Annotated in this window: 13 protein-coding genes; 6 read left to right on the plus strand and 7 right to left on the minus strand. The window is 68.9% G+C overall.

Translation table 11 applies throughout. The annotated features are described in order from the left end of the window. Positions 1-15 precede the first annotated feature (15 nt). From HNQ73_RS15765 to HNQ73_RS15775, 3 genes are read left to right on the plus strand one after another with little or no spacing between them, the layout of a single operon-like run. Positions 16-840, plus strand: coding sequence for a metal ABC transporter ATP-binding protein (locus HNQ73_RS15765; protein ID WP_183336022.1), 825 nt, complete (start codon positions 16-18; stop codon positions 838-840). Continuing rightward, the gene (locus tag HNQ73_RS15770; protein ID WP_183336024.1) at positions 837-2,048 is read left to right on the plus strand and encodes a metal ABC transporter permease; all 1,212 of its coding nucleotides are present in this window, start codon (positions 837-839) and stop codon (positions 2,046-2,048) included. Before HNQ73_RS15765 ends, HNQ73_RS15770 begins: the two co-directional genes overlap by 4 nt. Then, positions 2,048-3,022 carry a metal ABC transporter permease gene (locus HNQ73_RS15775; RefSeq protein WP_210305331.1) on the plus strand — a complete coding sequence of 325 codons (975 nt, stop codon included), beginning with the start codon at positions 2,048-2,050 and terminating at the stop codon, positions 3,020-3,022. The genes HNQ73_RS15770 and HNQ73_RS15775 overlap by 1 nt, the downstream gene beginning before the upstream one ends. Here the strand turns inward: HNQ73_RS15775 and HNQ73_RS15780 are convergent. Then, positions 2,983-3,291: a hypothetical protein gene (locus tag HNQ73_RS15780; protein ID WP_183336026.1), complete on the minus strand. Its 309-nt coding sequence runs from the start codon at positions 3,289-3,291 to the stop codon at positions 2,983-2,985. The two genes, HNQ73_RS15775 and HNQ73_RS15780, sit on opposite strands and share 40 nt — an antisense overlap. A 117-nt stretch (positions 3,292-3,408) precedes the next feature. Here HNQ73_RS15780 and HNQ73_RS15785 point away from each other — a divergent pair, with 117 nt between their 5' ends. Next, entirely contained in the window at positions 3,409-3,561 is a 153-nt protein-coding gene (locus tag HNQ73_RS15785; RefSeq protein ID WP_183336027.1) for a DUF3309 family protein, read from the plus strand. A 205-nt stretch (positions 3,562-3,766) separates the two neighbouring features. On the opposite strand, the gene HNQ73_RS15790 is transcribed toward HNQ73_RS15785, so the two are convergent. Then, positions 3,767-4,666 (minus strand): TrmH family RNA methyltransferase, encoded by a 900-nt coding sequence (locus HNQ73_RS15790; protein WP_183336029.1) that lies wholly within the window; start codon positions 4,664-4,666, stop codon positions 3,767-3,769. Between the two features lie 113 nt (positions 4,667-4,779). Between HNQ73_RS15790 and ilvD the strand changes: the two genes are divergently transcribed. After that, a complete protein-coding gene (gene ilvD, locus HNQ73_RS15795) occupies positions 4,780-6,633 on the plus strand; it encodes a dihydroxy-acid dehydratase (protein WP_183336031.1) in 1,854 nt (617 codons plus the stop codon). A gap of 7 nt (positions 6,634-6,640) precedes the next feature. Continuing rightward, a complete protein-coding gene (locus HNQ73_RS15800) occupies positions 6,641-7,876 on the plus strand; it encodes an MFS transporter (protein ID WP_183336033.1) in 1,236 nt (411 codons plus the stop codon). A 3-nt stretch (positions 7,877-7,879) separates the two neighbouring features. Here the strand turns inward: HNQ73_RS15800 and HNQ73_RS15805 are convergent, their stop codons facing one another. From HNQ73_RS15805 to HNQ73_RS15825, 5 genes are all read right to left on the minus strand, one after another. After that, positions 7,880-8,872, minus strand: a complete 993-nt coding sequence (locus HNQ73_RS15805) for a Gfo/Idh/MocA family protein (protein WP_183336035.1) — start codon at positions 8,870-8,872, stop codon at positions 7,880-7,882. Positions 8,873-8,875: 3 nt separating this feature from the next. Further along, positions 8,876-9,766 (minus strand): sugar phosphate isomerase/epimerase family protein, encoded by an 891-nt coding sequence (locus HNQ73_RS15810; protein ID WP_183336036.1) that lies wholly within the window; start codon positions 9,764-9,766, stop codon positions 8,876-8,878. After that, entirely contained in the window at positions 9,763-10,599 is an 837-nt protein-coding gene (locus HNQ73_RS15815; protein ID WP_183336038.1) for a carbohydrate ABC transporter permease, read from the minus strand. Before HNQ73_RS15815 ends, HNQ73_RS15810 begins: the two co-directional genes overlap by 4 nt. Beyond that, the gene (locus tag HNQ73_RS15820; RefSeq protein ID WP_183336040.1) at positions 10,596-11,498 is read right to left on the minus strand and encodes a carbohydrate ABC transporter permease; all 903 of its coding nucleotides are present in this window, start codon (positions 11,496-11,498) and stop codon (positions 10,596-10,598) included. Before HNQ73_RS15820 ends, HNQ73_RS15815 begins: the two co-directional genes overlap by 4 nt. An 84-nt stretch (positions 11,499-11,582) precedes the next feature. Then, complete coding sequence (locus tag HNQ73_RS15825; protein ID WP_183336042.1) at positions 11,583-12,845, minus strand: ABC transporter substrate-binding protein; 1,263 nt, start codon at positions 12,843-12,845, stop codon at positions 11,583-11,585. Between the last annotated feature and the right edge of the window lie 68 nt (positions 12,846-12,913).

Here is a 12,913-nt window from a genome sequence, read left to right on the forward strand (position 1 = left end):
AGGATGCATGACACGATGAACGCCCCGACCCTGATCGCCGACCAAGGCCGCACGCTCGGCCAGAACCATCCCGACAGTCCGCTCGCCATCAGCGGGCTGACGGTCAGCTACGGCGAGAAGCCGGTGCTGTTCTCGGTCGACTTCGTCGTGCCGAAGGGGGCGATGGTCGCCATCGTCGGCCCCAACGGCGCCGGCAAGTCCACGCTCATCAAGGCGGCGCTCGGCATCGTGCCGCGCATTGCCGGCGAGGTCACCGTCTTCGGCGTGCCCTACGAGAAGGCGCGTCACCGCATCGCCTACGTGCCGCAGCGCGCCAGTGTCGACTGGGACTTTCCGGCCACGGTCCGCGACGTGGTGCTGATGGGCCTTTATCGCGAGATCGGCTTCCTGCGCTTTGCCGGGCGCCGGCACCGCGAGAAGGCCCTCGCGTGCCTCGAGCGGGTCGGCATGGCGGCCTTCGCCGACAGGCAGATCGGGCAGCTCTCCGGCGGCCAGCAGCAGCGCGTCTTCCTCGCCCGCGCCCTCGCGCAGGAAGCGGACCTCTACGTGATGGACGAGCCCTTCGCCGGCGTCGATGCGGCCACCGAGCGGGCCATCATTGCCGTGCTCAAGGAGCTCAACCGCGCCGGCAAGACCATCGTCTGCGTGCACCACGACCTGGCCACCGTGCCCGAGTACTTCGACCACGTGCTGCTCGTGAACGTGCGCAAGATCGCCGACGGGCCTGTGGCCACCACCTTCACCTCGCAGAACCTGCAGGCGACCTATGGCGGGCGCCTCGCCGCCGCCCATGTGGAGGAGGTGGCCGTGGTGCGGGAGGCCGCCGGGGAAGGGCGATGACGGCGTTCCTCGCGGCTCTTCTGCTCGGCGCAGGCTACAACACCGCCGTCGTCACCATCGGCGCGGCCATTCTCGGCGGCAGCGCCGGGGCCATCGGCACCTTCATCCTCCTGCGCAAGCGCTCCCTCGTCAGCGATGCCGTCAGCCACGGCACCCTGCCGGGCCTCGCACTCGCCTTCATCGTGATGGCGTGGCTCACCGGCGACGGGCGTGACATCGTCGCCCTCATGGCGGGGGCGGCCCTAAGCGCCACCCTCGGATTGCTCTGCGTCGACTGGATCACCCGCCGCACACGCCTCACCGAGGATGCCGCCATCGGCGCGGTGCTGTCCGTCTTCTTCGGCTTCGGCATCGTGCTGCTGACGGTCATCCAGTCGCTGCAGACCGGCGGCCAGGCAGGCATCGCCGGCTATCTCCTGGGCTCGACGGCGGGCATGCTGCGCTCGGAGGCGGAGACCATCGCCGTCGCCGCCCTGCTCACGGGAGCGGTCGTCTTCGCGCTGCGCCGCCCCTTCACGCTGGTGTGCTTCGACGAGGACTATGCCGCCACGCGCGGCATCGACGTGCGCCTCACCGACCTTGCCATGATGGGCGTGCTGCTCGCCGTCACAGTCATCGGGCTCAAGGTCGCCGGCCTCGTGCTCATCGTCGCGCTCACCATCATCCCGCCGGTGACAGCCCGCTTCTGGACCGACCGGCCGGGGCGCATGGTGCTCATCGCCGCCGCCTTCGGCGCTGCCGCGGGCTATGTCGGTGCTGCCATCTCCGCCTCGGGACGCGACCTGCCGACGGGGGCGGTGATCGTGCTCACCGCGTCCGCCTTCTTCGCGCTCTCGCTTGTCCTGTCGCCCGTGCGCGGGCTGATGTCGGGCCTCGTTACGCGTCTGCGCTTCCGGCGCCGGGTGCACGAGCGCCAGGGCCTGCTCGCGCTCGCCCGCGGCGAGGCCATCTATGATCCACTCACCATCAAGGTGCTGCGCCGGGCCGGACACATCCGCGCCGACGGCGTCGCGACGCTGAAGGGCCGAGCTGCCGCGGCCGCCGCCGTGCGGGAGGAGGCGCTGTGGGCGCTCTATCGTCGCCTGCATCCCGACGAGGCTGCGGCGCTCGACCACCAGGGCCTCGTGCCTATCGACAGGGCCCTGCCGCCCGATGTCGTGGCCGATCTTTCCGCCCGCCTCGAGCCGGCGCTCACGGGAGCACGCTGATGGGAGCCGACTTCGTCGTTCTCAGCCTCGTGCCGATCGCGATCGGCATCCTCGTCTCGGTATCCTGCGCGCTGCTCGGCAACTTCCTCGTCCTGCGCCGCCAGAGCCTCATCGGCGACGCGGTGAGCCACGTGGTGCTGCCGGGCATCGTCGGCGCCTTCGTCCTTACCGGCACCGTCGCCGCCGGGGCCATGCTGCTCGGCGCTGGCATCGCCGCCGTCGTCGCCGTCCTCATCATCGAGGTCGTGCGCCGCGTCGGGCGGGTGGAGCCGGGAGCGGCCATGGGCGTCGTCTTCACCACGCTCTTTGCGGCGGGTGTGCTACTGCTCGAGCAGTCGGACACCAGCACCGTGCACCTCGACGTGGAGCACGCGCTCTACGGCAATCTCGAGAGCCTGATCTGGCTCGCCGGCGGCGCCGGCTGGCCGGCGCTGCTCGATGCGGAGGCGCTCGCGGCGCTGCCGCCGCAGCTGCCGCGCCTCGCGCTCGTCACCCTGGCCGTCGTCGTGTTCCTGCTCGTGTTCTGGAAGGAGCTCGTCATCGGCACCTTCGATGCGACGTTCGCCGAGAGCATTGGCGCGCGGCCGGGGCTCGTGGGCTTCGCGCTCATCGTCATGGTGGCGGTGGCGGCTGTGGCGGCGTTCGACGCCGTGGGCTCCATCATCGTCATCGCCATGTTCATCTGCCCGCCCGCTGCCGCACGGCTGATGACGGACCGGCTCGTGCCGCAGCTTGCCTGGAGCGTCCTTTTCGCCGTCGTCTCGGCGGTGGCCGGTTACGTGCTCGCCGGCTATGGCCCGCTGTGGCTCGGCGCCAGCTACAGTGTCAGCGCCGCGGGGATGATCGCGACGGTGTCGGGGCTCATCCTGGCGCTCGCCTGCCTCGCCGGTCCGCGGCGCTTCGGCTCGCGCACGGCGGCGAGGCGCCGGGCCCGTCAATCCCAGTCGTCGATGTCGAATTCCTTGCAGGTATAGCCGATGAAGCAGTTCGGCGTGTCCGCCGTGCGCACCCAGGCCGGGCTCGTGACCTGAGTCGGGAAGCAGAAGCTGCCGTTGGCGACATAGCGGTCGTAGGTCGTCCTGCTCGTGGAGATGACGACGGCGCCGCGCGAGGCGACGATCTGGGCGAGGGCACGGCAGGAGAGCCCGGGCGCATAGGGGCGCGACTGGGCGAGGGCCTGCCCGGTCGGCGCAGCGAGGGCCGCGGCGGTCAACAGGGCAAGGGTGAGGGTACGGGCTGTCATCGTCCTGTCTCCACATCAGACGTCAGGCGCCTGAACCGATAAATGATAGCCTGCTTGAAACAGAATGGCCTCGTCGTGCGTTCCCACACCACTCGCAAAGTCAAGGGGTGGAACGCCATGTCCACGATACTCATCGTCATACTGATATTGTTGCTCATCGGCGCTCTGCCGAGCTGGCCCTACAGTGCAGGCTGGGGCTACTACCCCAGCGGTCTTCTGGGCCTCATCCTCATCGTCATTCTCATTCTGGCCTTGACGGGGCGCTTGTAGCCACCCCGCCGTCCGGCGTTCTCGACGCGACCGCCGGTGCATGCCTTGCGCCGGCGGCTGCATGACATGCAGGGGTCACAGGGAGGCAACACATGGAGTTGACCATCCAGCTTCTCGGCGTGCTCGGTTCTCTCGTCGTCTTCGTGGCGATCTGCGCCCTCGAAGGGGTCAGCTGACGGCACCCCTGACACGAAACACAAGCGGTTCAGGAGGCGAGCGGCACGCCTTCGCCTCGGCCCAGTGGCCTTGCCGCCTGCGACAGGTGGTAGAGCACGATCCCGCTCGTCGTCGCCACGTTGAGGGAATCGAAGCCCTTCGCCATGGGGATGGAGACGGTCGAGGTGCGCGCCATGACATCGGACGGCAGGCCCGGTCCCTCCGCGCCGAGAAGGATGGCGGCGCGGGCAGGGCGCGCAAGCTCCGCGAGCGGCGTGGCTCCCGACGGGCTGAGCGCGAAGGGCGCGAAGCCGTTCTCCTCGAGAAGCGCAACGACGTCCTCGTTCCGGCCGATACGGGCCGTGGGCACGACGAGGCTCGCGCCGACGGAAACCCGGATGGCCTTGCGATAGAGCGGGTCGCAGCTCACCGCGTCGAGCAGCACGGCCGCGGCGCCGAAGGCGGCTGCGTTGCGGAAGATGCCGCCGACGTTGTCGTGGTTGGCGATGCCGAGGCCGACGACGACCAGCGCCTCCGCGGGCAGCCGAGCAAGGAGGTCAGCCGCGGGGGGCAACGGCGCGCGTTCGCCCAGCGCCAAGATGCCGCGGTGGATGTGAAAGCCGACGATGGCGTCCATGACGGCCGGCGCCGCCCGGTAGACCGGCACGCCCGCCGGCACCAATGCGAGAAGGTCGCTGAGACTGTCGAAGCGGTTGGCCGCCACCAGCAGCGAGCGCGTGCGCGCGGCGGCGCGCGTCAGCAGCACGCGCAGCACCACTTCGCCCTCGGCGATGAAATGTCCCTGCCGACCGACGAGATCGCGCTCGCGCACGTCCCGATAGGCGTCGATGCGGGGATCGCCGGCATCAACGATGTCGATGACCTCAACCACCGGCGGCTCCTGCGTGGCCCTGACTGCAGCAGTCGCCAGCCATGCACCCGGATGCATGGCTTTTCCTTCTGTTCGCTGGCATTGTCCCTTGCCTCTTTGGAACAGCCATAAGAAAAAGCCCGCTCACGCTCAAGGACGGCGCCGAAAGGCGCCAGGATATGGAAGATCCGATGCCCAGCTATCGCTCGCGTACCTCGACCCATGGCCGCAATATGGCCGGTGCCCGCGGACTCTGGCGCGCCACCGGCATGAAGGACAGTGATTTCGGCAAGCCGATCATCGCAGTCGTCAACTCCTTCACCCAGTTCGTGCCGGGCCACGTGCATCTGAAGGATCTCGGCCAGCTCGTCGCGCGCGAGATCGAGGCGGCGGGTGGTGTCGCGAAGGAGTTCAACACCATCGCTGTGGATGACGGCATCGCCATGGGCCACGACGGCATGCTCTACAGCCTGCCCTCGCGCGAGATCATCGCCGACAGCGTGGAGTACATGGTCAACGCGCATTGCGCCGACGCCATGGTGTGCATCTCCAACTGCGACAAGATCACGCCCGGCATGCTGATGGCGGCCCTGCGCCTCAACATCCCGACCGTCTTCGTCTCCGGTGGCCCGATGGAGGCCGGCAAGGTTGTCCTCGGCGGCAAGAAGAGGGCGCTCGACCTCGTCGACGCCATGGTCGCGGCCGCCGACGACAACGTCTCGGATGAGGACGTGAAGGTCATCGAGCGCTCGGCCTGCCCCACCTGCGGCTCGTGCTCGGGCATGTTCACGGCCAACTCCATGAACTGCCTCACGGAGGCGCTGGGCCTTGCCCTGCCGGGCAACGGCTCGATGCTTGCAACCCACGCCGACCGCAGGCGCCTTTTCGTCGAGGCCGGCCATCTCATCGTCGATCTCGCCCGCCGCTACTACGAGCAGGACGACGCCTCGGTACTGCCGCGCTCCATTGCCACCTTCAAGGCGTTCGAGAACGCGATGACGCTCGACATCGCCATGGGCGGCTCGACCAACACGGTGCTCCACCTCCTCGCCGCCGCGCACGAGGCGGAGGTGCCCTTCACCATGAGCGACATCGACCGCCTCTCGCGCCGCGTGCCGGTGCTGTGCAAGGTGGCGCCTGCCGTCAGCCACGTGCATGTGGAGGACGTGCACCGCGCCGGCGGCATCATGGGCATCCTCGGCGAGCTCGACCGCGCGGGCCTCATCGACACCAGCGTGCCGACGGTGCACAGCAAGACTCTGGCCGAGGCGCTGGATCGCTGGGACGTGCTGCGCACCGACAGCGAGAGCGTGCGCACCTTCTACCGGGCGGCGCCCGGCGGCGTGCCGACGCAGGAGGCCTTCAGCCAGGATCGGCGCTGGGACGAGCTCGACCTCGACCGTGAGAAGGGCGTCATCCGTTCTGTGGAACATGCCTTCTCGAAGGATGGCGGCCTTGCGGTGCTCTACGGCAACCTCGCCGAGGACGGTTGCATTGTGAAGACGGCCGGCGTCGACGAATCGATCCTGACCTTCTCTGGCCCGGCGCGCATCTTCGAGAGCCAAGACGCGGCAGTCGAGGGCATCCTCGGCAACAAGGTCAAGCCCGGCGAGATCGTGCTCATCCGCTACGAGGGCCCGCGCGGCGGCCCGGGCATGCAGGAGATGCTCTATCCGACGAGCTACCTGAAGTCGAAGGGCCTCGGCAAGCTGTGCGCCCTCGTTACCGACGGGCGCTTTTCCGGTGGCTCTTCGGGCCTGTCCATCGGCCACGTCTCGCCCGAAGCGGCGGAGGGCGGCACCATCGGTCTCGTCGAGGAGGGGGACATCATCGAGATCGACATCCCCAACCGGCGTATCCACCTCGCCGTGCCGGAGGAGGAGATCGCCCGGCGTCGCGCCGCCATGGAGGCCAAGGGCCCCGCCGCCTGGCAGCCGGCTGCGCCGCGCAAGCGCAACGTGACGGCCGCGCTCAAGGCCTATGCGGCCCTGACGACCAGTGCCGCCCGCGGCGCGGTGCGCGACGTCAGCGGCCTGCGGCGCTGACCCCGCGATGACGGCAACTGCGCCCGCCACCACGCCCGCCGGCGGGCGCAGCTTCTTCATCACCGGCCTCGGCATCGGACAGATCTGTTCCTGGGGCTCGCTCTATTACAGCTTTCCGCAGATCGCCGAGGCGATGGGGCGCGAGCTGGGCTGGGACAAGCCACAGCTCTACGGCGCGGCCACGCTCGGCCTGCTGCTCAGCGGCCTTGCGGCCTATCCCGTCGGTGCCGCCATCGACCGCGGCCAGGGCCGCGCCGTCATGGCCGGCGGCTCGGTGCTCGCCGGGCTGCTGTTCCTTTTGTGGTCGCAGGTCGAGAGCCTGCCGGTCTTCTACCTCGCCGTTGCCGGTCTCGGCACCCTCCAGGCGGCGACGCTCTACGAGGCGGCCTTCGCCGTCGTCGCCCGTCGCACCGGCGCAGGCGCCGCGCGGGCCGGCATCACGGCCGTCAGCCTGTGGGGCGGCTTCGCCTCGACCGTCTTCATCCCCTTCGTCGAGCTGCTCATGTCCAGCCTCGGCTGGCGTGGGGCGCTGATGGTCCTCGGCGCCGTCAACCTCGTCGTCTGCACCGGACTCTATGCGGCGGTCATCGACCCGCGCGCCGACACCGCGCCAGTGCATCACGGTGGCGGGACGCCTCCGCTCGACGGGCGCGCAGCTGTCGCCGCTGCGGCGCGCCGCCCCGTCTTCTGGGCGCTGGCCCTCGCCTTCACGGCCTATGCGGCCACCTTCTCGGCCTTCACCTTCCACCTCTATCCGCTGCTGACGGAAAGGGGCTTCGCTCCCGCCGCGGTGGTGGCGGCCATGGCGATCATCGGCCCGGCGCAGGTGGCGGGGCGCCTCCTCGTCTGGCTGTTCGCGGCGCGCGCCTCGGTGCGTGCCATCGGCTCGGCGGTCGTCGCCGTCTTCCCGTTCGCCTTGCTGATGCTGGCCGCGCTGCCACCGAGCTTCGCGCTCATCGCCGTGGTCGCCGCTGCCTATGGCGGCGCCAACGGCATCATGACGATCGTGCGCGGCCTCGCCGTGCCGGAGATGGTGACGCGCGACGCCTATGGCGCCGTGACGGGCGCACTTTCGGTGCCGGGCACGGTCGCCAAGGCGCTCGCGCCCGCGGGCGCTGCGGTCCTCTGGGCCGCCGCCGGTTCCTACGATGCCGTGCTCGTCGGCATCATCGCGGCTGGCAGCCTGCTTGCCCTCGGCTTCTGGGTGGCTGCCGCCCTGTCGCGCCGGGAGGGCGCCCGGTAGCCCTTACCGCTCGATGATCGCCTCGAGCAGATGCATCGCCCGCGCGCCGGCTGCAGCGTCCGGCACGTGGCGTCTCTCGCCCCGCGCCACGGCAAGGAAGTCTCCCAGCAGGGCGTGATAGCCCTTGTGGTCCTCGTTGGCCGCGACGGTGAGGTTCGGCTCCCACACGAGGGTGTCCTCGCCGTCGACGAGGCTCGCGTCCGTGCGGCTCACCTTGAAGGGTGGGGCGCGGTAGTAGCGCACCTCGTGCACGTTGCGCACCTCGACGCGCTGGTGATCGGCCATCACCTGCCACCATTCCATGGGGGTGCCGCGCGACTGGTGCGTGCCCATGACGAGCGTGCCGATGCCACCGCTCGCGAAGCGGAAGTCCACATGCAGCAGCAGCTTGCCGGGCGCGAGCTCGTGCTTGCGCGCGCCGATCTGCGCGACCTCTCCCATGAGCCAGGGCACGAGGTCGAGGTAGTGTACGCAGTGGTGCAGGTAGAAGCCCGTGTAGTCGGGATCCTTCTCGAAATATGTCGGCGCCGTCATGTATTCGCCGAGGAAGCTCGCCGGTGTGCCGAACTCGGGCCTGGCGATAACGTTTGCGGCGATGCGGTTTGCCGTGGAATAGCGCTTCATGAAACCGAGCACGACGGGCACGCCCGCGGCCTTCGCAGCCTCGGCCAGCTTCTGCGCATCGCCCGCCGTCGTGGCCGGGGGCTTCTCGATGAAAAGGGGCAGCCTGCGCGCGATTGCAGCCATGCCGATCGTGAAATGCGCGGCCGGGCCGGTGGCGACGCCGATGGCGTCGATGTCCTGCCGCGCCAGCACCGCCTGCCAGTCGCCCGTCGTGTCCACGGCCGCGATGCCGTAGCGCGCCGCCGTCCGGGCGAGGCGCGTCGCGTCGGTGTCGCAGAGAGCGGCTATGGTGACGTCGTGACGGATGAGCTGCGGCAGCAGCATTTCGTTGGCATGCGTGCCGCAGCCGATCCAGCCGATGCGGAGGGGCATGGCTCAGGCCCTCGCGGCAAAGGCGAGCGCCGCCTTGAGATAGGCGATGCTGCGGGCGAGCTCGCCATCCTCGTCGCGTTGCGGGGCGCGCCACTGGGCGAGCGGCACCCCCGGCCGCTCGTCGTCTCGGCGGAAGGGTTCGAGCGTGATCGGGCCCGCATAGCCGATGTCGGCGAGGGCCCGCGCCACGGCCGGCCAGTTGATGTGGCCGGAGCCGACGAAGCCGCGGTTGTTCTCGTTGGCCTGGAAGTGCACCAGCCGCTTGCCGGCACGGCGGATGGCATCAGGGATCGAGGGATCCTCCATGTTCATGTGGAAGGTGTCGAGCATCACGCCGAGGGCCGGTGAATCGACCGCCTCGACGATGGCGAGGCCGTGGCGCGTGGTGTTGGCGATGTCCGTCTCGAAGCGGTTGAGCGGCTCGAGGCCGAGGGTGACGCCCGCATTCCCGGCGCGCCGGCACGCCTTCTTCAGGCCGGAGACGACACGGTCGATTCGCCGCCTGCGCTCGTCCTCCGTGACGGGGGCGGGGGCGCGCCCGGCAAACACCATCGGCGCCCCGTAGAGCGGCCCGCCGACTATGGTGGCGCCGAGCGCGGTGGCCGTCTCGATGCACGTCTCGAGATAGCGGATGCCCGCCTGCTGGGCGGCCTCGTCGGCGCTCGAGATGTCGCGGGCCAGGTTGACGCGGGCGGCCAGCACCACGCCAAGGCCGTTGTCGGCGAGCGCCGCCTTCGTCTCGGCGAGGTCAAGCTCGCCGGGCTCCGGCACCAGCAGCTCGATGAAGTCGCAGCCGGCCTTCTTCGCCCGGGCGAGGGTGGGGAAGTGCTCGCGGCCAAAAGGCCGGGCATAGAACATCGAGATGACGCCGATCGGGTTTGTTTTCACTGTCATGACTTCACCGCACCGGCCGTGAGACCGCTCACGAGCCGCCGTTGCACGAGGAGGAAGAGGATGGTGACGGGAATGGCGACGAGCGTTCCGCCCGCCGTGAGCAGGCCCCACTGCACCGTGAACTCGCCGATGAAGAGCTGCAGGGCTACCGTGACGGTGCGCACGTTCTGGCCCGACAGCATCATCGCGAAGAGGTATTCGTTCCAGGAGGTGACGAAGATGTAGATGCCGGTCGTCACGATGCCGGGCATGACGAGCGGAAGGATGACGAGGCGGATGGTCTGCAGCCGGCTCGCGCCGTCCATGATGGCCGCCTCGTCGAGCTCGGTCGGGATCGCATTCATGTAGCTCGTCATCATCCAGACCGAGAATGGGATGGCGAAGGTCGAGTGTCCCGCGATGACGCCGATGAAGGTGTCGAGCAGGCCGAGCGAGCGCATCAGGACGAAGAGCGGGATGATGATGAGCACGATCGGGAACATGTTCACGACCAGGAACTGCACCATCAGCCAGCGTCGGCCGGGAAAGCGGAAGCGCGAGAAGGCATAGGCGGCCGGCACGCTGACGAGGAGTCCCACCGCGACTGCCCCGACGGCGACGATGAAGCTGTTGAGCAGGTTGCCGGCAAAGGTCGTGCGCGCGAGAAGGTCGCGGTAGTGCTTCAGCGTGCCCTCGCTCGGCCAGTAGGCCACCGGCCACTGCGCAATCTCCTCGTTGGGCTTGAAGGAGGTGATCACCATCCACGCATAGGGCGCCAGCGCGAAGAGCACGATGACGAGAACGGGGATCTCCACCTGCAGAATGCGGGCGAGGCGGGAGCAGCGCTCGATCATCGGCCGATCTCCCGCGCCACGCGGCGCACGTAGACGAAGACGACGACGAGCAGCAGCGCCGTGAGCACCAGCGCCAGCGCCGCGCCATAGCCGAATTCCATGCCGCTGTAGGCCTTGAGGAAGGCGTAGAGCGGCAGCGTGTGCGTGGCATAGCCCGGCCCGCCGCCGGTCATGACGAGGATGACGTCGAGCGAGTTCGCCACCCAGATCGTGCGCAGGAGGAGCGCGGTGGCGATCACCTCCGAGATCGAGGGCAGCGTGACATAGACGAGCTTCTGGAAGCGGCTTGCCCCGTCGATCTCCGCCGCCTCGTAGAGCTCGGCGGGGATCGTCTGCAGGCCGGCGAGGACGACGACGGCGAAGAAGGGAAAGCCCTGCCAGATGAGGGCGACGATGACAGCGTAGAAGGCGGTGTCGGGCCGCGCCAGCCAGGCCACCGGCTCCGAGATGAGGCCGAGCCGGATGAGCCCGTCGTTGATGACGCCGACGTTGAAGTCGTACATCCACGTCCACATCAGGCCGATGATGACGCTCGGCAGCGCCCACGGCACGACGACCAGTGAGCGCGCCAGGCCCCGCCACCAGAAGCTCTGGTTGAGCAGCAGGGCGGCGCCGAGCCCCAGCAGGAACTGGAAGCCCACGACGAGCGCGATCCACAGGAAGGAGTGGCCGAGCGAAATCCAGAAGACCTCGTCGTTCCACATGCGCTCGAAGTTGCCGAGGCCGATGAAGGGCACGTCCCGCGGGCGGAAGAGCACGAAGTCGTGCAGGCTCATCCACGCCGTCTGCAGGACGGGAAAGAGGATGACGGCCGCCGTGACCACGAGGGCCGGCAGCAGGAAGGCATAGGGTGTCATGAACGCGCGCGAGCGCGCTCCCGCCGTCACAAGGCTCGTCACGGGCCTGAACTCCGGAAAAGGCAGGGGAGGCGGCACGGGCCGCGCTCCGCCCGTGGGGCGCGGGGGCCGCGCCCCCGCCGCCCCTCAACCGTGGAAGTGCTTCTCGAAGGCATGCATCATCTCGTCGGGGCTGATCTGGCCCAGCAGCGCACGCTGCATGTTGGTGGGCCAGACGGTGCGCACGAAATCCGCCGTCTTTGGACTGTCCGGCAGCACGCCGGCGATGGCGAGGGACTGTTCGCTCGCTGTGACGAAGCGCTTGGGATGCAGCTTCCAGTCGGCCATGCCCGATGTGGTGACGGTGAGCTGGCCGGTGAAGCCGTTGAAGGCGACGTTGTTCTCGGCCGTGGACAGGAAGGAGATCCACCTGAAGGCGGCTTCCTTGTTGGGGCTCGCCGAGAAGATGGCGTTCGACTCGTCGCCGAAGGAGGTCCAGCCGCGACCGTCGGGCGCGCGCGGTACCGGCACCGCCGAGACCTTGTCGCCGAGCGCCTCGACCATCTCGTTGGACGAGCCGACGTGGTGGATGGTCATGGCGGTGCGGCCGGCCTTGAAGCCGTCAATGATCTGGCGGAAGCCGTCGGTCGGTGCCGAGGGCGGGAAGACCTTCTCCTTGGTGCCGAGTTCCACGAACCAGCGGTTGGCGGCAAGGGCCTTCTCGCTCACCATGCCGCCCTTCTCGAAGGTGGCGCCGCCGCCGAGCACGAAGGGTCCCCAGTGGTCGTGGCCGCCGGCGCCACCGCGCATGCCGAAACCGTAGACGCCGTCCTTGGTGAGCGCCTTCGCCGCCTTGAGGAAGTCGTCGAAGCTGCGCGGCGGGGCGATGCCGGCCTGATCGAAGAGATCCTGCCGGTAGTAGAGGTAGAGCACCACGTACTGCAGCGGCAGGTAATACTGCTTGCCGTCGCTCGCCCTGTTGAGCTGCCAGATGTCCTCGGCGATGTCGGAGCGGGCCTCCCAGCCCTTGAGCATGTCGTCGAGCGGCTCGAGCGCCCCCATCTCGACGAGACGGGCCTGGTTGTTGAGCTTTACCATCGCACAGTCGGGCGCATTGCCCGCGACGAGCGCGGCGAAGAGGCGGGTGTAATAGTCGTTGCCGCCGCCCCACGGGATGCTCTCGGCGACGATCTTGATGCCGGGGTTCTCCTTCTCGAACTTCGCCACCAGCTCGGCAGGGGAGTGCTGCGGGTTGTCGAAGTGGTACCACCAGCGCACCGTCACCTCCTGAGCGATGGCGGGGGCGGGAAAGCTGCCCGCGAAAGGCGCTGCGAGGGCGCCCGCGCCGGCGAGCTGAAGGAACCTGCGCCGGCCCAGGCCCTTCCGGTGGGTCGTGTTCTCCTTGGTCATGTCCTCTCCTCCGGTTTTCTTGTTTTGTCTTGCGGGGTTCACCCCCGTCTGTGTCGTGTGGCTGGCCG

Origin of the sequence: Chelatococcus composti (genome assembly GCF_014201415.1) — a bacterium.
Taxonomy (GTDB): domain Bacteria; phylum Pseudomonadota; class Alphaproteobacteria; order Rhizobiales; family Beijerinckiaceae; genus Chelatococcus_A; species Chelatococcus_A composti.